The sequence below is a fragment of the Pseudacidovorax sp. RU35E genome (genome assembly GCF_900156165.1).
GTDB lineage: Bacteria > Pseudomonadota > Gammaproteobacteria > Burkholderiales > Burkholderiaceae_C > Xenophilus.
Genome location: NZ_FTMY01000007.1, coordinates 267,945 through 284,787, shown reverse-complemented (window position 1 = coordinate 284,787; position 16,843 = coordinate 267,945). Strand labels below are relative to the sequence as shown.

The following is a 16,843-nucleotide window of genomic DNA, read 5'->3' as shown; positions in this document are numbered from 1 at the left end:
GTTCAGTGGATGACGATGGAGAACTCGTCGTTGCCGCTGGTGGGCACGAACGTCAGCGGCAGCGTGACCATCTGGATGCCATCGCTGTCGGAGTAGGTGGGCTTGCCCAGCTCGGCCTTCGGTGCATTGAGCTGCACCACGTTCGTGGCGGCCTGGCCGTGGTTCAGCACCAGGGGCACCTGGGCGCTGGCAGCGGCCATGTTCACCCAAGCCTTGGCGGCTACCGACGTGGCTTCGAGCGTCACCGAGCCAACCGACTTGCGGTTGCTGATCTCCACCGAGTCGACGCCGATCAGATCGCGCTTGACCACCGTGTTGCCCGCGTCGAAGCTGAAGGCACTGGCGGCGGCCGTGTAGCCGTCGAGCGTGAGGGTGGTGTTGAGCTTGTTGACCGGCAGCGGGCGCTGGTAGGCCGTGTACACCGCCACGGGCATCGCCACGTCGGCCACGGGCACGAAGAGACCGGTGAACTCGAAGTCCCACTTCGGAATGCCCTTGGCATCCGCCGTCAGCTTCACCGTGCCGTGCGCGTCGAGCATCTTGTGCACCACCCCGTCCACCACGCCGTAGATCGTGACCGACTCCATGGCGTCCGAGATCGGCGCGAAGGTGCACGTCGCGCCGGCAGCCACGGTGACCGACATGGCGCAGGCGCGCAGCAGCGCGGTGTAGGCGGGCTGGTCGCCGGCTGCGGCCACGCCGGCCGCCTCGACGCTGAAGGCCACCTTGTTGAAGAGCGTGGCCATCACCGAGCCGCCGGCACCCAGATAGGGGCGGATCACGTCGCGCTCGACGGCGTCGCCATCCAGCGGCGTGAGGTTGACGTTGCTGGCCAGGATGGCATTGGCCGCCCCGGTGGGCACGGCGTCAGTGCCGCGAACGGCCTCGATCTTGGCCAGCAGGGCCATCTTGCGCATGAATTTCGCCATGGCGTTTAACTCCTTGTGGGTGGGGTCTGCCGATCAGGCCTGGGCGTCGCCGCCGCGCTCGATCAGTACGCGCTTGCCGTCGCGCATTTCGTACAGGCCGCCCCGGCCGGCGTGTTCGTCGGCGGCGGGCGCTTCGGGCGCGGGGGCCGGTTGGGGCGCGGCCGGCGCTTGGGCCGCGGGCACGGGGGTGTCGGTGTCAACGTTGGGCCTTCGGGTCACAGGTAGCTCCAGGTCTTGAGGGAAAGCACCGCGCTGTTGCACAGCACGTTGCAGAACAGCACGGGGTTCAGGTCTTCGACCTGGACGCCGCTCTGGGTGTCGCCGTCGACCTGGTCGCCGGGGATGCACACGCCGCCGAAGGTCGGGTCGGCGCGCACCGCATCGCGGAAGGCTTCGATCAGCCGGTCGAACTCCAGCTCGGACGCGTCGGCGTCGGCGAGCGACATGTAGCCCCGCATGCGCCAGTCGTGAACGTTGATGACGCGGCCGATGTGAGGCGAGCGCTCCACCGTGCGCACCCGGCGCATCCACCAGCCGCGAAGCTGCAACGGACCGTTCGACGGCGTGAAGGTGTAGAGCTGCTTGAACTTCGCTTCGTCGCGCACGTACCGCTCGTACTCATGCACTTGGCCGAAGTCAGGCACGGCGCGGGCGGCAGCCGCGATGGCGGCCCGCACTTCGGCCACGGTGCTCACGCTGCACCTCCGGCCATGCGCGCGGCGATGCGGACAGCAGCGGCCTCGAACATGCGCAGCACCTGCGACTCGGTCGCCGCGATGGCCTTGGCGAACGGGGCCTGGGCTTCCGTGCCGCGGCGGGCGATCTTGCGGGCGACCAGGTAGGCCACGCCCAGCTCCTCCTTGGCCGACACTCCCAGCACGGCGCGCACCCACGGCACCAGGGCCGAGACTGGCGGCATATGCGGGCGGGTACCGAACTCGACGGCACCCGCCGAGGGCAGCGAGCTGGCGACCACGCCCAGCACCCCGGCGGGCGTGCTGAAGGCGTCGGACTGGATGCTCTGTGCCGTCAACCCCGTGGCGCCGCGCGGCATACGTTCCTTCGCCTCGCGCTCGACCAGCAGCGTGGCCTCGGTCATCGTGATGAGCAGCTCGCGCCGCGCCATGGCCGGATCCTGCTGCAGCCCCTGGCTGATGGCCGCAAGGGCGGGCGCGCTCAGGGCAAGCGCGCTCACAGGTCCAGCCCCATGCGGGTCAGACGGTTGCGCGGCCGCCCGGGCCAGCTGCCCACTGATGCAGCCGGCGTCGCACCCGACCCGGCGGTCTGGCCGCTCGTCAACAGGGCAGGATCCGGCTTGCCGAGCGCGCCGTAGTAGACGGCCCGGTATTCCTTGGCCCGGGCCGCATAGTTGCGTGCCCGGCTCTCGGTGTTGCTCCCATCCGCATTGATGGACGCCTCGCGCTCCCCGCTGAAGCGCGCCGCCAGCTGGCGGCACAGCGAATGCGCCGCATAGCTGGCCACCGCCTCGCGGTGCACCAGCGGGATGGTGTCGGCCTGGTCGGTCAGCATGTGCGGTGCCGAGAAGGAGATCCGCACCTCGGCAGCGGCCGGGAGCGAGTCGACGGTCACCAGCACGGCGCCGCCGTCGTCCTCGTAGATTGAGGCGGGGATGATGCGGGGCGGCTGGCGGCCAATGGGGTATTCCGCCGAGAGAACCTTGCTGGCCGTCTCCCAGCCGGCGGGGAGCGGGCCGAGATAGCCGGACACCAGCCATGCCGTGTCGCGGATCAGCACGCGGGGCATGTCGGCGCTGTAACGGACCAGCGCCAGGCCGATGGCGTCGTCGATGTCGCCATCGCTCGCGGTCGCGTCCGAGCCGCCGATGAGACGGCGCACGAGCTGCTGGTAGTCGGACAGGGCCATGGAAGTTAAACGGGGCGTCGGGTTTCTTCAGGGGCCAGGGCGGCGCCTGGAGAAACCCGCCTCCATTCGGAGGCGGGGGCGTAGGGCGCCACCCTCACTGCTTGCCCTTCGCGGGCGTTCAGGTTCTTCTTCAGGCCACCACGGCCTTGGTGGTGGCCTTGAAGCCGTCGACCAGCACGTTGCCGCCGTAGATGTGGCGGATCTTGTAGGTCACCTTGTCGTTGGTGAACATGGAGCCGACGTTGGGCATGTCCTGCACGAACAGCTCGGGCTCTTCGCGGCCGTCGAGGAAGCCGATCTCCACCACAGGCGTGCGGTTGGGGTCGCCCACCGTCACCCAGTCGTTGCCATCGGTCCAGTACGACACCGGAATGACTTCCGGGTTGATGGTCTGGACGAAGGTCTTGTCCAGGTTCTGGCCGCGCACGAACAGGTTGTAGGCCGTCTCCTGAAGCTCGAAGGGCACCAGCAGCGCGGTGGGCGCCGTGGCCAGCCGCTTGCCGCTGCCGGCGCGCGTCTGCTTCTGCATGGCCAGGCGGTGCGCGGCGAATTCGGCGGCCGAAAGCGCGGCCGTGAACAGGTTGCCGTGGTCCGCGTGGTACAGGGCCTTGGTGTCGTAGATCGTCGGGTTCGAGCGATAGAAGTCGAACACGAACTCGTACAGCGTGTTCTTGGCGGCCAGGGCCAGCTCCAGCGGGATCCGGCGCAGCGCCTGCACGTCGTCGTTCTTGATCGCCTCCAGCGTCACGTCCTCGGTACCACCGCGCTTGCTGACGGCATAGGTCGCCTTCTCGTCGCCCGGGCTGGTCAGCGCCTGGTAGGCGGCGCCCTGGGCCACGGCCGGCAGGTTGCCATAGCCGCCGATGCGGATGCGTTCCTGCGTGCGGAAGTCGTTCACCGGGCCCCAGATCGCCACCTTCTTCCAGGTGTCCAGATCCGCCATGCCCAGGTACAGGACCTGCATGCGGCGGGTGATGCTGTCGCCCAGCGCGGCCGAGAAGGTCGAGCTGGAAACCGACTCGCGCATGATGCCCAGGCTCTCCGACAGGCGACTCAGGTCGCAGTTCTCGATGCGGCCGGTCACGCGGCGGTCGCCCGTGATCTCCACGTAGCATTCGCGGAACGACTGGACGTTGCGGTGGTCCTTGTGGGCCGGGTCGAAGAAGGCGTCCAGCATGCCCTTGATGACGGCGCTGCGGTCTTCCACCGACACGGTGCCGAAGGACGGCACGCGAACGGCGCCGGACTCGGTGAAGCGGGCCAGGTAGTCGCCCTCGTCCTTGATGGCCGAATCGATCTCGGCCTCGGTGAAGCGCTCCAGCGCGTTGAACCGGGTGGCCAGGCGATCCTTGGCCGGCTGCGGCAGCTTGCTGGCGCCGATGCGCGTCACGGCCGTCTGGCGCAGCTGGAACATGGCCAGGTCAGCGCGCGTGATGGGGGCGTTCTCGCCCTGCTGAGCGGCCTCGGTGACGCGGGACGTGCCGGGCGGCGTCACCAGCGAGCCGCAGACCGACTCGTGCAGGTTGACCAGCTCGTCGTCACCGATGGTGGCGGGGTCGATCTTGGCGTGCGCGGCCGGATCCTTGGCCTGGATGGCCTCCAGCAGGCGCTTCTTCCACAGGGGCATGGTGCTTCCTTCGGGGGAGTTGGGGGAGATGTCGGTGGCGGTGGCTTCGGTGAGACGATCCAGGCCGCCACCAGCGCCCGGCTCGACGATCAGGTCGACGGAATGAACCTTGATGAACTTGGCGGCCTCGCGCAGCACCTCGCGGCCTTGCTGGCGCTTCTTGGTCTGAGCGACTGCGTCGATGGACAGGCCCAGCAGCCCAGCCAGGCCGCGCTTGACCGCCTCGGTCATCTTGACCACGGAGGCATCCTTGGGGTCCAGCGGCTTGAAGGTGCCCGTCAGCGCACCCTGGTCGGCGCCCTTGCCTTCGACGAAGCGCACGCCGTAGACGCCGCCGATCAGGTTGCGCACGGACTTGCCGGTGCCCTTGGTGTGCTCGTCGTCGCTCTTGACGAAGACGCGCACCCCCTCGAACTGGGGCGCCGCTTCGCGCAGCACAGCGTCCGGGTAGTAGTTGCCGTTGAGCGACTGGCCGGCGCGCAGCAGGGTGACCTGGATGGAGCCGTCCGCGGCTTCGCGCAGCACCGCCGCGATATCGCCGCCGAGCTGCCCGTCATCGATGACCACGACATTGGGGCGCCGGCCGCCCGGTTGCTGGGCGCTCTCGCGCACCGGCGCCGGGTCGGCGCCTGCCACTGGCTGATAGCTCGCCACGACCTCCTGCTCGTCGCCCACCGACACGGTGTTGGTGGCGTCGATGGTGTAGGGGTAGGCGTAGAGCCGGCCGCGCAGGCATACCACCACTTGGTCGGGCCAGATGCCGCGCACGTCGACGTAGTAGTCGCTCGTGATGCCGCCGGCCAGGCGCACCTTGGCCAGGACCGCCTGGCGCACCAGCTCGATGAGCTGGCTGTACTCGGTGGTGACGGCCTCGGTGATGCGGGCGAAGCCGCTGCCCGCGGGAATCAGCTTGACGGCCATGGGCGGTTCAGGCGTCCAGGCTCGACAGCTTCTGGCCGTCTCGGGTGACCACGACGACGTGGCTGCCGTAGTCCTTGAAGTCCAGCACCTCGGAGGCGGTCACGCCGACCTTCTTGGGCTTCTGGACCTTGACGGCGTTGCCGTCGTTGTCCTTGCCGTCGACCGTCTCCACGACGGTGCGGCGCACGAGCTTGGCCGCATCGTTCGCGGTCAGCTGCTTGGCGGCCTTGTCGGCCTGGGTGGGATCGGACATCGAGATCGCTCCAGATAAGGGATGGAGCGACTGTCAGCGACGGCCGACATATAGATAAGGCCGACAGGCGTCGGCCGGGGCCCGTGGAGAGCGTTTTCAGGCTACCACGGCCCCCGGCCGAACTCCAGACCGCCGGGTGGGGCCGGGAATAGGTTTAACTCCACGCAAACCGTGCGATGGCGGGCCGCGCCGGAAAAATCCATACCCTGGTGGCGTGGAGGTCGGATCGCGGCTCCTACGGCCTCGAGCCGTTTCAGGCGGTTTCCTGCCGCCGTCCGGCGCGCTTGGCGGCCTGGTCAAGGGCAGCTTTTCGGCCGTCCTGTTGAAGCTCTTTCTTGGTGAAAGGCTTGGCGCCCGGGGTCATCACCTGCCATCCCTTCATGGTCGGGAGCATCACGCAGCCGCAGTTGATCACCTGCTCGGCGGGTGCCTGAGGGTCGTGGGGGCACTTCATCATGTCGAAGCCGCCGCCGGGATTGGGCACCTTGAACGACTCCTTCGCCCCCACGACCTGGCCGTCCATCAGGTCGTGCGTCCACCGGCTGTGGATCTTGGCGCTGCGCCGCCACTGTTTCTGCAGATCCGGCACCAGGTCGGCCGCCTGCTCCAGGCGGTCCTCGCTGGCCACCGCGAACACCCGGCCAACCTCAGTGCGCACGATGGTGGTCGCGCGCACGGGCGTCGGGCCCGCCAGCTGGGCCTGGATGGCCCGGACGGCGTCCTGGACCGGCTGGGCGCCGATGGTGACCTGGCTGAGCTGCGCGCCGATCTTGCTGGTGGCTTCCCTCCCCACGTCCTTGAGGCGCAGCTGGCCGAAGCTGCGCATCGCCGTCAGGACGCGGGTGTCGAGGAGGGGCAGCTGCAGCTCCACGGCGCGGCCGATCACGGCGAGCGGCTTGTCGATGAAGTCCTCGCCCTGCTGCCAGATCGCCCGGGCAGTGCTGTCGAACAGCACGCCGGCCTGGGTGGTTGCCCCGTCGATCACGTCGTTGATCTGGCCCAGAAGGCGTGAGAGCTGCCACTGTTGATAGTCCGACGGCAGACCCGCCAGGATGGACAAGATGCTGGCGCGTGCCTGGGCCAGCTGCTTGAGCACCTGGGTCTCGCCCGACAGCTGGGTGCGCGCCCGCTCACGCAGGCGCTCAGCCAGCGCGGCCTGGAAGGACTTCTGCTCCGGCGTCATGCGCCCGGGGCGGGCCCAGGAGCTGGCGCGGGCGTGGATGCGCCGCTGCCGCTGTCCCGCGCGGCCTGCTGGAGATCCGCAGGCAGGTTGAACACGTCCTGGGCGGCCTGGGCGGCCTTTCGCTGGGCGTGCTCGGCGCGGGCTTGCTGCAGCTCTGCCTTGGCGTCGAACTCCTGCCCGAAGCGCTGCGCAACGTCGGCCACGATGCCCAGGGCGGTTTCCTCGGTCATCAGGCCCTTGTCGATCAGCATCGAGACAGCGTTGACCACGCCCTGCATAGCGGCGGCAAACTTCGTCAGGTCGGCATTGATCAGCTCAGGGAAGACGGCCGTCACCTGCCACGCCGGATCGCTCCAGTCCGGCGTGTCGCCGCTGCGGTCCGACTGCATCAGCACGTAGCGGCCGATCTCCTCGAGCATCAGCTTCAGCTTGGTCTGCCGGCTGGTGAGCACCTTGAACGTGGGCTCGCCCATCTCCGAGGCCGCCGCGCGGTTGACGTCGCCGCCGCCGCCGAACCAGTGCTCGGGCACCGTGGCACCACCCAGGACGTGGTTGCGCAGAAGGCGGGCGCTGGTGCTGGTGTCGGCCGCCTGGAGGCTGGGGGACTTCGCTTCAAGCTTGACCGAGTCGTTGTGGACGAAGGTGCTGTTGGGCGCGGGGGGCGTGAAGTTCTTCTCGAACTCCTTGACCTTGTCCTCGTCCGCGCCCGCCATTGTCACGTCCCAGGCGAACGAGCGGAGGAAGCCGATCCGGTCGATCTCGTCGAACAGGAAGTTGTCGTAGGCGTCCAGCCAGTCCATCTGGCCCAGCAGGTCTGACCGGCCGCGCGTCCCACTGGGCAGCTTGTTGATCTGGAAGAGGAAGCACTCCCCATCTTGGAAGTCGTTCTCGCGGATCTGGGCCGTGCGCTGAGTGAACAGCTCGGCATCGTCGCCCAGCACCACGACGCGGAACTTGTTGTAGCGCCCCTTGGTGTCTTTCCGAGTGACCACGCCGATGGGCTGCTCGGGGTTGTCCGGGTCCATCACCACGGTGGAGATCTGCCGCGGGTCAAGGTAGCCCAGGCGCACCATGCCGCTGCCTTCGTTGACGTGGCAGATGTAGCACTGCTCCCCGGCCAGGAACAGCTCGCGCACGCGGGGTTCCAGCTTCATGGGCCAGTTGTTGATGGGGTCGTTCCAGAAACGGTCGAGCACCTTCTGGTGCTGATCGTCCTTGCACTGCAGCGTCACACCTTCGGCCAGCAGGTAGGCAAGCGTCAGCTCCACCAGGCGGTTGGCCAGCAGGTTGGATTGCCACAGGTATTCCGCCAGCTTCACCATGCGGTCCTGCGCCAGCGGCGCCAGGTCGCGCTCGTTGTAGCGGCCGGTGCCGTCGCCCGTCAGGCGCGTCCACCCGGGTTCGTCTTTGCTCTGGACGGCGGCGGCTTCGCGCATGGGCTCGGCTGTGGCGGGGCTGGACTGAAGGCCAAGGGCCTCGGCGATGCGGGTGAGCAGGCTCATGGTGGTCTCGTGGTCAGCGGAACATGCGCCGCGCCTGGCGGCCGTAGCGCTCCCGCGCGGTCTGGGCGGGGGCCTTGGCGCCCCCCTGGGCGGCCGCCGCCACGCCACCGGTCACGCACAGCGTCCAGAGCATCTGGACCATGTCGGGACCGTCGTCGTGGTCAGCGTTGGGGAAGTGGCGGAACTGGTCGATCAGCGTCGACTGGCTGGAATGCAGCCGGATCAGCCCGTTGTGCATGTGGGGCTGCAGGCTCTCGATGCGCAGATCCTTGTCCGTGATCGGCGTGAGCGCGCGGGCGGGCACCGGCACGCCTTGTTGGGCGCTGCGCTTGATCAGCTCGGTGCGCAGGAACTCCTGGAACTGCACACTTTCTATGCCCCACACGATGCAGCAGTACTCCCGCTGCAGCTCGATGATGTCGCTGATGATCCGGTCGGGCGTGCGCTTCTTGATCTTGGCCTCGACCACATCCATGATGCCCAGCGCGCGCTGGTAGCCGCCAATGCCGATGGCGCTCGGATCGGTCTTGTTGGTCCGGCCTTTGCCAGCACGGCCGAGCGACGGATCGCAGGCGCCGTAGAAGATCCACTCGGCGAGGCGATTCACCCAGAAGCGGATGCTGTCGGCGAAAGGTGCGTCGTCACCGGCCGTGGGGTCGTTCTGCTGCTCGCTGTCGAAGGCGCCGTGGCCCTCGCGGGCCCGCTTGATCATGAGCTTGACCAGCGGGCGCAGAGCCGGCCAGGAGACCTTGGCGCCCTTGTCCATGGCCGCCTTGTTCTCTTCGTAGAAGGCCATGGCCGAGGCCATCCCTTCATCGGGCGAGCCGGCGTTGAGCAGCAGGCCCTCGAAGGTGTCCCACTTGTCCATGTCATCCGGCCACTGGATGATGGCCTTCATGACCTTGCCGTGCCACATCGGGTTCTTCAGGAACCGCGCAAGCACCGAGTCGTAGGCCAGCACCGTCCCGATGATGATGGCGTCCATGCTGTCATCGGGCGGGCCCAGGTTGAGCACGCTGGCCGTCACGAACTTGGCGAGTTTGTCCCGTTGCGCTGGCGTCTGGACGTTCTCGTCGTTCTCGATGTCGTCCATGATGGCCAGGTCAGGACGGTGAGAACCATGGCGGCGGCCCCGGATCTTCTTGGCCGAGCCGAAAGCCTCGATCTTTCGGCCGTTGGCCGTGACGATCACCCCGGCCCGCCAGACCTTACCCTGGCCCGCAGCCTCGGGGAAGTCGCCCGCGATCCGCGGGTTGGCCTCCAGCTCGGCCTTGATCGCTTCGAGCATTTCGGCGGCCTGCTCGAATGCGTCCATCACGATCACCGGATACCACTTGATCCCGGTGATGACGGTCCAGAGCACGAAGGACATGGAGACCTTCGTGGACTTGGCTTCACCCCGTGGCGCGGCGATGGCATCGCGCTGGCCGGCCTTCGTGGCGACGATGCGCGGCAGGCGCTCATACAGGTACTTGTGCAGCTCGCTCGGTTCGGCCGTGCCGTAGTGCGGGAAGTAGGTGCGGTCCCAGAATTCATAGCCGCTGATCGGATCGAACACCTTGCGGCGGCGCTCTGCCACGGCCTCCGGCGAGATGTCCCAGCCGTCGAGGTTGGCATCGATCTGGCGGCGCAGCTGCTCGGCGAGCTGCGCAAGGCCTTCGAAGAACTCCTTGCCCGGTTTCTTTGCCACGGTTTAACCCGCCTTCGCCAGCTCTTCGCCGAAGGGTTCGAGCATGTCCAGCAGCGCTGCGACGTGCTGGGGAAAGCGGCGCTGGGCGAACCCGGCCAGCAGGCGCAGCACGTCCAGCTGGACCGCCTGCTTGTTCAACTCGGGCGACAGGCGGCGGAACGAAGCCATCGTCTTGTTGAAACTGTCGCTCATGCTCGCCAGCGTCTCTGCGCGGTCGCGGGCGGACATGTTCTTGTCGTCTCGCAGCATGTCCATGGCGGCCTGGTGCTGGACAAGGTAGTCCTCCAGCAGCTTCTTGCCCATGGTGGCGAAGTTCTCGTCGCCCAGGGCCACGGCCGAGCGGACGCTGTCCCAGTCATCGCCCGCCGCCTTGGCCTCCGTCTTCCAGCGATTACCCGTCGACTTGGGCACGCCTGCCTTGGTGCAGGCGATTTCCATCGGCAGGCGCTGGTAGACGTACAGGCCGCGCAGCGTAGTGCGCTTCTCCGAGCCGTGTGCCATGGGTCAGGGGCCCGGGAACATGCCGCCGCCACCACCGCCGCCGCGGAACCAGGCCTTGATGCCTTCGATGATCAGCGCGGTGCCGACCGCCATGGCGCCGCCCGAGACGGCCCCGGCCACGGCCGCGCGCTGCTCGACCGTGCGCAGGCGGCCGTCGATGCCCTCCAGTCGGGCATTGAACGCGTTGCCCTGGGCCTCCATGCGCGCGTTGATCGTCCGGCCCTGCTCCTCGATCCGGGCGTTGGTGGCCTCCTGCCCGTCGCGCAGTGCCTGCACCATGCCGTGGATCTGGCCCAGCAGCAGCAGCTCCTGGGTGCGGGCGCTGTCACGGCCGCGGTCTTGTTCTTCGGGTGCGCTCATTGGGCGGGGCTCTCGGTGAGGAACTCGATCAGCGCGCGGTGTCGTTCTCGGTCGACGGCGCAGCTCTTGGCGTTGGCGTGATGGTTGGCCCAGGCGTCGGCGAGGCTGAGGCCGGAATCAGCAGCACAGGCTTGCTCGGAGGTGTCAGCAGATCCGCAGGAATGGGCCGGGACATCAGTGCCGGCGAGCGAGCTGTTCCACATCCATACAGCAGCAAGGCTGAGGCGAAAACGATCAGCATCGACATCGCCACGCTTCGGCTGGCCAGCAGCCGCATCAGGGCTGGCCGGCTGAGCAGCACCTGGCGATGGACTGCCCGAACCCCCAGCCACACGGACAGGGCGAACAGCAGCAGGAACGACAAGAGGCACGCGAGCCAGAACATCACGGTATTTCCCTTCGAGGGCGGTGTAGGAATCGTTGAGGGTGAGCAGCCGGCGATTCAGATCGGCAGAGGCCTGTTGACCGCGCTTGGCCTCGGCGGCGAGCTGCTGCGCGAAGGCTTCGGCCTGGTCGCGCTCCTTCTTCACCCAGATGACGCGCTCGCGGTTCTGGCCCGCGTTGTCGCCCGCGTGGTAGGCCAGGGCGCCGAGGCCGAAGAGCATGGCCGCGAAGGCCAGCATCGCGACCACGGCCCAGAGGTAGGACTTGAATCCGTTCATGGCTTGGCTCCATCGGGCTTGATGCACCAAGCGGCCTCCGCCTTGCGGCGGTTGTGGAGACCCTGGACGAAGCGGTACTCGGGCTGGCCGTTGGGCAACATGCGGCCGGTGCGCACCAGCGCCCAGTTGGGCTTTCCGTCAGGGGTGAAGGCGAGGGCGCGGCAGCCTTCGGCAAGGCGGCCGGCATTGATCAGTCCGAGCGCGCGGCTTTCGCAGAGGTTGCGGTTGCCGAGGTTGTGGGCGAACGATGAGAGGGCGTCGAAGGTGTTCTGCCCGATGCGCGTCTTCACGCAGTCGAGCAGCGTGAGCTGGCCGCGCTCGATCACCAGCTGCTCGACCTCGGCGCAGCGCTCGGGCGACCAGGTGTCGCCGATCACCACGGGGTACGGGCTCACGTACTTCGTGATGCCGTTGCATACCGTGGGCAGGCCGCTGGCCAGGTTGTCGGCATATACGCGTCCAGGGTTGGCGTGGTCCGGCTCCCACTGGCCAATGAACGCCATCAGGCCCGCGCTCGCCAGGGCCAGCGGCGCGCCGAACTTCCAGACTGTGGTGGGGACTCGCATGGACCGGGATCGTGGTCCGCGTCGCCCAAACGAATAAGGCCGACAGATGTCGGCCTTGAGTCCTCGTTGAGGGCTTTCTAACTTAGCACGGCCCCGACGACACGGTCAATCGGTGGCCGTCGAAAGGGGGTCGATGCTCACGAGCCAAGCAAACTCAGTTGTGGTGCAGGTACTCATGCGTAACGCCTGCACACACCCCTTCCTTGAAGGCAAGCGCGATGTGGTAGCCGGTGCGCTGCCACTGCATCAGCTTTCCTCCGTCAGCCATGGCGCTGATGGCATTGGCTGGGCCTACAGCATCCACGATCTCTTGCTCGGTACGCCCAGTTAGCGTTCCCAACGCGGCAAACGTGTTCGCCAGGTCGCGACCAGGCGCCGTAACGGCCTTCTGCTGGGCAACGGAAATCAAGCCGACCACGAGTGCCACGCCGACCATGATCAAGAAGTAATCCATGACCCCTCCGGTGTTGGGCTTGCAGGCCCGTTGTTAAGCAGCCTTCTTCTTGGACGTCACTGACGCCTTGAACGGATCGCTTGCCGCCTTGATTGCGGCCTTGGCTTCTGGCGGGCTGTTGCGGTAGTTGTCCAGCAGGATTCGCTCGTCCTCCTTCAGCGCTGGCGCCTCACCCAGAGGTCTTCCGTTGAGCAGGTAGTTCAGGTCCGCATCGAACTCCGTCAGAAGCTTCATCAGCTTAGAACCATCGGGCAGGCGCTCGCCAGCTTCCCAGCGCTCGACCGTCTTTCTGTCAACACCAATGCGCTGTGCGAACTCCTGCTTTGTCAGGCTGCCTCGCACCTCCGCGATCCGCGCTCCCACCGCCTCGAACTCGTTCTTCATTGGACGAATAAATCCTTGACACGGGACTTATTCGTCCCATAATTCCTCGCACCGATTCGCAATGACTAACAGCGAACACATGCGCACACCAACCGCCAACGAAATCAAGCACAGCCTGCGCAAGCAGGGCAAGACGCTCAAGTCCTTCGCCGCCGAGAACGGCTTCAAGTACCGCACCGTCAGCGATGTGGTGCGGGGCCTTCGCCAAGGCAACTTCGGTGAAGGCCGAGAGGTGCGTCTGAAGCTGGGCCTGCCCGTCAACGACTGATTCGATTTTCACACTGTTTAACAGCATCATGAAACCAGCCCCGAACACGAAGGCGACCGGCGCGCAGGCTATGGAAGAGGCGATGCGCGCAGCGCTGGACTTCGCTGCCGCTGCACACGCCTCGTTGGAAGCTCAGCGGAGCGATCAAGGCATAAGCGCCTCTGCCTATCGGAAACACATTCGCGCCATGCGAGCTGTGTTGTGGTGCGGCATGAACGACGTCGGCCGCGCCAAGCGCATCGCTGTTCGTCAGCGTCGTCAGAAGCACGGCTGAGGACCAGACACATGGTGATGAAGCCGCGCTATCGCCTCCACACGGACGGCGCACTCTCGTTGGTGTACTGCCCGCCCGACTACTTCCAGGTGCATCTCGTTCGCTGCAAGCAGTTCCTTACGCGACATCGCGCCACGCCTGCGCGCGCCTGCAAGCCAATGGACCCCGAGCGCATCAAGGCAGGCCTGCGCATGAAGGGGGTAACCCCTGCGGCGATTGCGGAGCAACTGGGCGTGTCGACGCCCACCATGTCGCAGGTCATCAGTGGTCGGAGCGTCTCGGCGCGTATCCGTAACCGTATTGCCGAGATCCTGGGTAAGCCAGTTGACGAGATCTGGCCGCCCGCGAAGAAGCCACCCCTGCGCCGGACGAAGGCCCAACTGGCGAGGGCTGCCGCGTGACCTGGCGTACAGCCCGCGAGTTGGCAGGCCTACCCGGCATGCCCTCATCCGAACGGCGGACGCGTGAGCGGCTGGCGCGTCTTGGCCTGCCCAGTCGGCAACGCGCCGGCCGTGAAGGCGGCGGCGGCATGGAATACGACTGCAGCGCGCTGCCTGCCGAGACGCGCAAGGCGATCCTGGTTAACCAGATCGCGGCCGTGCCGGTGTTGCCCACTGCCGCCCTTGCGACGCCCATCGCCAAGCCCATCCAGTCCGCTGCCCTGCCGGCGGTGGCCACGGCGGCCCGCCGCCCGCCCAGCGATCAGGAGCGCGCCTGCGCCGATGCCCGGCTGATCCTGATACAGCACGCCATAGACCTCGCCGGCCTGCAAGGGCGCGACAAGGCCTGCCAGATGCTGGCGCTGCAGTTGCTGACGGGCCAGGCCAGCGCTGAGCTGCAGATGGCCGCGCGGCTGGCAAACCGGCGGGCCCGCACCGCCGCCGTCAGCGCCCGCACTCTCTATCGCTGGCTCTCCCAGTACCAGACGGATGGCTGGTCTGGTCTCCTGCCGGCCGAGCAGACACGCGAGGTAGTGGCAGCGCTGGACGAGGACGTCGCCGAGGTGCTGGCGCGCTACCACTCCCGAAATGCGCTCTACCGCAATCTGTCGGTCGCAGCCAAGGAGGTAACCAAGGATCTTGGCCGCACCTATGACAGCTGGGAGCAGCTCTACGGCCGGGCCCGGCGCGCCCTCGCCAAGGTCGACAAGGTCAAGCTCATCAAGGCCCGGCACAGCGGGTCGGAGCGCGCGGCCAAGCTGCCCTACAAGAAGCGCGACACCAGCATGCTGCGCCCGCTGGACGTGTGTCTGGTGGACGGCCACACCTTCAAGGCGAAGGTGCGCCACCCGGATCACGGTGCCCCCTTCGCGCCCGAAGTAACGCTGGTGATCGACGCGGCCACGCGCCGGGTCTGCGGCTGGTCTGCCTCGCTGTCGGAGAACACCATCGCGGTCGGTGACGCCATGCGCCACGCAGTCGGCAACGCGGGCGTGTGGGCCATCGTCTACTCCGACAACGGCGCGGGCGAGCGGGCCAAGGTCTTCGACTGCCCGGTCGACGGGATCATGAAGCGCCTGGGCAGCGATCACCGCACCGGCATCGCTGGCCACCCGCAGGGCCACGGCCTGATCGAGCGCAGCTGGCGCACCCACATGATCAACGTGGCGCGGCGCTTCGGCTCCTACCAGGGTAGCGATGTCGACCAAGGCACGCTTCGCAAGGTTCGCGCAGACATCGACAAGGAGCGGCGCGCGCTCAAGCGCGCCGAGTCATCCGGCGGTGTGGTGGCGCTGACGCCCAAGGTGCCGAGCTGGCAGCAGTTCCTCGATGCCGTCGAAGCCGGCGTCGCCGAATACAACGCATGCCATCGGCATCGCTCCCTGCCTCGGCGCGCAGACAACAAGCGCATGACGCCGGACGAGGCGTGGGAGGCAATGTTCGAGCCCGAGCTGCAGGTCAAGCTGGACGTGCAGCAGCTGCGCATGACCTTCATGCCTTCGGTGCTGCGCACCGCCACGCGCGGCCTCGTGACGCTGTTCAACCAGGACTACACGGCCGACGAGCTGATGGGCATGGCGGTGGACGGCAAGCAGGTCTCGGTGCGCTACGACATCCACGACCCGAGCTTCGTGTTGATCTACACGACGGCCGGCGAATTCGTCTGCCAGGCGAAGTGGGACGGCCGCAAGGGCGACTACTTCCCGAAGGCCGTCATCGACCACGCCCGCGAACAGCGGGCCCGCCGCGCGGTTCGCCGGCTGGAAGACAAGGTCGAGCTGGCCCTGCGCGAGATCAGCGGCCCCCCGCTGGCCGAAACCCTTTTGCTGCCCGAGCCCAGCGCCCCCGAGGTGCTGGTGCCCATCGTCGTGGGGACTTCCTTTGCCGAGCCCCTCCCCACTTCCCACGACGAAGTCGAGGAGGTGCGAGCCACCTTGAGGCGGCCTTTCTTCGAGTCCGAGAGCGACCGCTACGAGTGGCTGATGGGCCATCGCGGCGAGTGGAGCGGGGAAGACACCCAGTGGGTGCGGGGCTACGTCGCGGGCGCTGAGTACGCCGGACTTCGGGAGTACTTCCAGAGCCGGGGGCTGGCCTGGGATGACGACGAAGCGATTTTTAAGAGTGCCCGGTGAAGGCGGCCACCTTCACCGAGCGTGCCTGCAAACGTGGTGATGCCACAGACAAGGAGATTGTGATCATGAAGCCAGGATTCGTCAAAACGGCGAACTACAAGGCGCTGCAGCAACGGTTCAAACAGGTTGAAGGCCGTGGCGCACGCGAGGCCGGCCTGCTGGTCGTATACGGCCCCTACGGCATCGGCAAGAGCGAGCTGACCAACCGGTGGACGGTGGACATCGGCGGCGTGTTCCTGCGCGCGAAGAGCACTTGGCGGACCAAGTCGATGTTGGCCGAGCTGGCATCGGCCCTCGGGCTTGACCCCCGCGGCAGCGTGGCCCAGATCCAGAACGCGTGCATCGCGCACCTGGGCGTGCACATGACGCCCATCGTCATCGACGAAGCCGACCACCTGTTCAAGGGCGCCGGCTCCAAGTTGACCATCGATCTGATGGAGGCGCTGCGCGACATCACCGACCTGACGGGCATCGTCTGTGTGTTGGTGGGCATGAAGCAGCTCGGCCTCAAGGTTGACGCCCACGGCTGGATCGGCAGCCGCGTCGGCGGCGACGTGGAGCTGAAGCCGCTGGACATCGCAGACGTGCGCGCCACGGTGCAGGCCAAGTGCGAGGTGGCGGTCGATGAAGGCGTGATCGAGGAGATCCATCGCCAATCCAAGGGCATGATCCGCGGCGTCCTGAACGCGATCCCGCTGATCGAGGCGTGGGCCCAGGCGAACAGCCTCAATCGGGTCGAGGCGAGCCAGATCGCCAACAAGCGCCTGGTCAGCGAGTTCAAGCCGGCGCCCATCGGTCGCGTGGGAGCCTGAC

The 16,843-nt window shown here is 67.2% G+C and carries 21 protein-coding genes; 5 read left to right on the top strand and 16 right to left on the bottom strand.

Going from position 1 to position 16,843, the window contains the following annotated elements; translation table 11 throughout:
* Positions 1 to 2 precede the first annotated feature (2 nt).
* The 16 genes from BXA03_RS14950 to BXA03_RS14880 all read right to left on the bottom strand — a co-directional run bounded on the left by BXA03_RS14950 (position 3) and on the right by BXA03_RS14880 (position 12,916).
* Positions 3 to 929, bottom strand: a complete 927-nt coding sequence (locus BXA03_RS14950; RefSeq protein WP_076509182.1) for a phage tail tube protein — start codon at positions 927 to 929, stop codon at positions 3 to 5.
* A 33-nt stretch (positions 930 to 962) separates the two neighbouring features.
* Positions 963 to 1,148, bottom strand: a complete 186-nt coding sequence (locus BXA03_RS26885; protein WP_234983697.1) for a hypothetical protein — start codon at positions 1,146 to 1,148, stop codon at positions 963 to 965.
* Positions 1,145 to 1,624 (bottom strand): hypothetical protein, encoded by a 480-nt coding sequence (locus BXA03_RS14945; protein WP_076509180.1) that lies wholly within the window; start codon positions 1,622 to 1,624, stop codon positions 1,145 to 1,147. Before BXA03_RS14945 ends, BXA03_RS26885 begins: the two co-directional genes overlap by 4 nt.
* On the bottom strand, positions 1,621 to 2,124 hold the full coding sequence (locus BXA03_RS14940) for a hypothetical protein (protein ID WP_076509177.1): 504 nt from the start codon (positions 2,122 to 2,124) through the stop codon (positions 1,621 to 1,623). Before BXA03_RS14940 ends, BXA03_RS14945 begins: the two co-directional genes overlap by 4 nt.
* The gene (locus BXA03_RS14935) at positions 2,121 to 2,813 is read right to left on the bottom strand and encodes a hypothetical protein (RefSeq protein WP_076509174.1); all 693 of its coding nucleotides are present in this window, start codon (positions 2,811 to 2,813) and stop codon (positions 2,121 to 2,123) included. The genes BXA03_RS14940 and BXA03_RS14935 overlap by 4 nt, the downstream gene beginning before the upstream one ends.
* A gap of 130 nt (positions 2,814 to 2,943) precedes the next feature.
* The gene (locus BXA03_RS14930; protein WP_076509172.1) at positions 2,944 to 5,361 is read right to left on the bottom strand and encodes a phage major capsid protein; all 2,418 of its coding nucleotides are present in this window, start codon (positions 5,359 to 5,361) and stop codon (positions 2,944 to 2,946) included.
* 7 nt (positions 5,362 to 5,368) lie between these two features.
* Positions 5,369 to 5,614: a hypothetical protein gene (locus tag BXA03_RS14925; RefSeq protein ID WP_076509169.1), complete on the bottom strand. Its 246-nt coding sequence runs from the start codon at positions 5,612 to 5,614 to the stop codon at positions 5,369 to 5,371.
* Between the two features lie 253 nt (positions 5,615 to 5,867).
* Positions 5,868 to 6,797, bottom strand: a complete 930-nt coding sequence (locus BXA03_RS14920) for a hypothetical protein (RefSeq protein ID WP_076509166.1) — start codon at positions 6,795 to 6,797, stop codon at positions 5,868 to 5,870.
* Positions 6,794 to 8,299 carry a phage portal protein gene (locus BXA03_RS14915; RefSeq protein WP_200803383.1) on the bottom strand — a complete coding sequence of 502 codons (1,506 nt, stop codon included), beginning with the start codon at positions 8,297 to 8,299 and terminating at the stop codon, positions 6,794 to 6,796. The genes BXA03_RS14920 and BXA03_RS14915 overlap by 4 nt, the downstream gene beginning before the upstream one ends.
* 13 nt (positions 8,300 to 8,312) lie before the next feature.
* Positions 8,313 to 9,989, bottom strand: a complete 1,677-nt coding sequence (gene terL / locus BXA03_RS14910) for a phage terminase large subunit (protein WP_076509164.1) — start codon at positions 9,987 to 9,989, stop codon at positions 8,313 to 8,315.
* 3 nt (positions 9,990 to 9,992) lie between these two features.
* Positions 9,993 to 10,490, bottom strand: a complete 498-nt coding sequence (locus BXA03_RS14905; protein ID WP_076509161.1) for a DUF1804 family protein — start codon at positions 10,488 to 10,490, stop codon at positions 9,993 to 9,995.
* 3 nt (positions 10,491 to 10,493) lie between these two features.
* On the bottom strand, positions 10,494 to 10,850 hold the full coding sequence (locus BXA03_RS14900) for a hypothetical protein (protein ID WP_076509158.1): 357 nt from the start codon (positions 10,848 to 10,850) through the stop codon (positions 10,494 to 10,496).
* The gene (locus BXA03_RS27240) at positions 10,847 to 11,512 is read right to left on the bottom strand and encodes a hypothetical protein (protein WP_076509156.1); all 666 of its coding nucleotides are present in this window, start codon (positions 11,510 to 11,512) and stop codon (positions 10,847 to 10,849) included. The genes BXA03_RS14900 and BXA03_RS27240 overlap by 4 nt, the downstream gene beginning before the upstream one ends.
* Positions 11,509 to 12,078, bottom strand: coding sequence for a lysozyme (locus BXA03_RS14890; RefSeq protein ID WP_076509153.1), 570 nt, complete (start codon positions 12,076 to 12,078; stop codon positions 11,509 to 11,511). Before BXA03_RS14890 ends, BXA03_RS27240 begins: the two co-directional genes overlap by 4 nt.
* Before the next feature lie 154 nt (positions 12,079 to 12,232).
* Positions 12,233 to 12,532 (bottom strand): hypothetical protein, encoded by a 300-nt coding sequence (locus BXA03_RS14885; RefSeq protein WP_076509150.1) that lies wholly within the window; start codon positions 12,530 to 12,532, stop codon positions 12,233 to 12,235.
* Positions 12,533 to 12,565: 33 nt separating this feature from the next.
* Positions 12,566 to 12,916 (bottom strand): helix-turn-helix domain-containing protein, encoded by a 351-nt coding sequence (locus BXA03_RS14880; protein ID WP_076509147.1) that lies wholly within the window; start codon positions 12,914 to 12,916, stop codon positions 12,566 to 12,568.
* A gap of 79 nt (positions 12,917 to 12,995) precedes the next feature.
* Between BXA03_RS14880 and BXA03_RS14875 the strand changes: the two genes are divergently transcribed.
* From BXA03_RS14875 to BXA03_RS14860, 5 genes are read left to right on the top strand one after another with little or no spacing between them, the layout of a single operon-like run.
* A complete protein-coding gene (locus BXA03_RS14875) occupies positions 12,996 to 13,184 on the top strand; it encodes a helix-turn-helix domain-containing protein (protein WP_076509145.1) in 189 nt (62 codons plus the stop codon).
* Positions 13,185 to 13,212: 28 nt separating this feature from the next.
* A complete protein-coding gene (locus BXA03_RS26570) occupies positions 13,213 to 13,458 on the top strand; it encodes a hypothetical protein (protein WP_143476320.1) in 246 nt (81 codons plus the stop codon).
* Between the two features lie 11 nt (positions 13,459 to 13,469).
* Positions 13,470 to 13,859, top strand: a complete 390-nt coding sequence (locus BXA03_RS27235) for a helix-turn-helix domain-containing protein (protein ID WP_234983696.1) — start codon at positions 13,470 to 13,472, stop codon at positions 13,857 to 13,859.
* Positions 13,856 to 16,030 carry a Mu transposase C-terminal domain-containing protein gene (locus BXA03_RS14865; RefSeq protein ID WP_076509142.1) on the top strand — a complete coding sequence of 725 codons (2,175 nt, stop codon included), beginning with the start codon at positions 13,856 to 13,858 and terminating at the stop codon, positions 16,028 to 16,030. The genes BXA03_RS27235 and BXA03_RS14865 overlap by 4 nt, the downstream gene beginning before the upstream one ends.
* Positions 16,027 to 16,842 carry an AAA family ATPase gene (locus BXA03_RS14860; RefSeq protein WP_143476319.1) on the top strand — a complete coding sequence of 272 codons (816 nt, stop codon included), beginning with the start codon at positions 16,027 to 16,029 and terminating at the stop codon, positions 16,840 to 16,842. The genes BXA03_RS14865 and BXA03_RS14860 overlap by 4 nt, the downstream gene beginning before the upstream one ends.
* The last annotated feature ends 1 nt before the right edge of the window (position 16,843 follow it).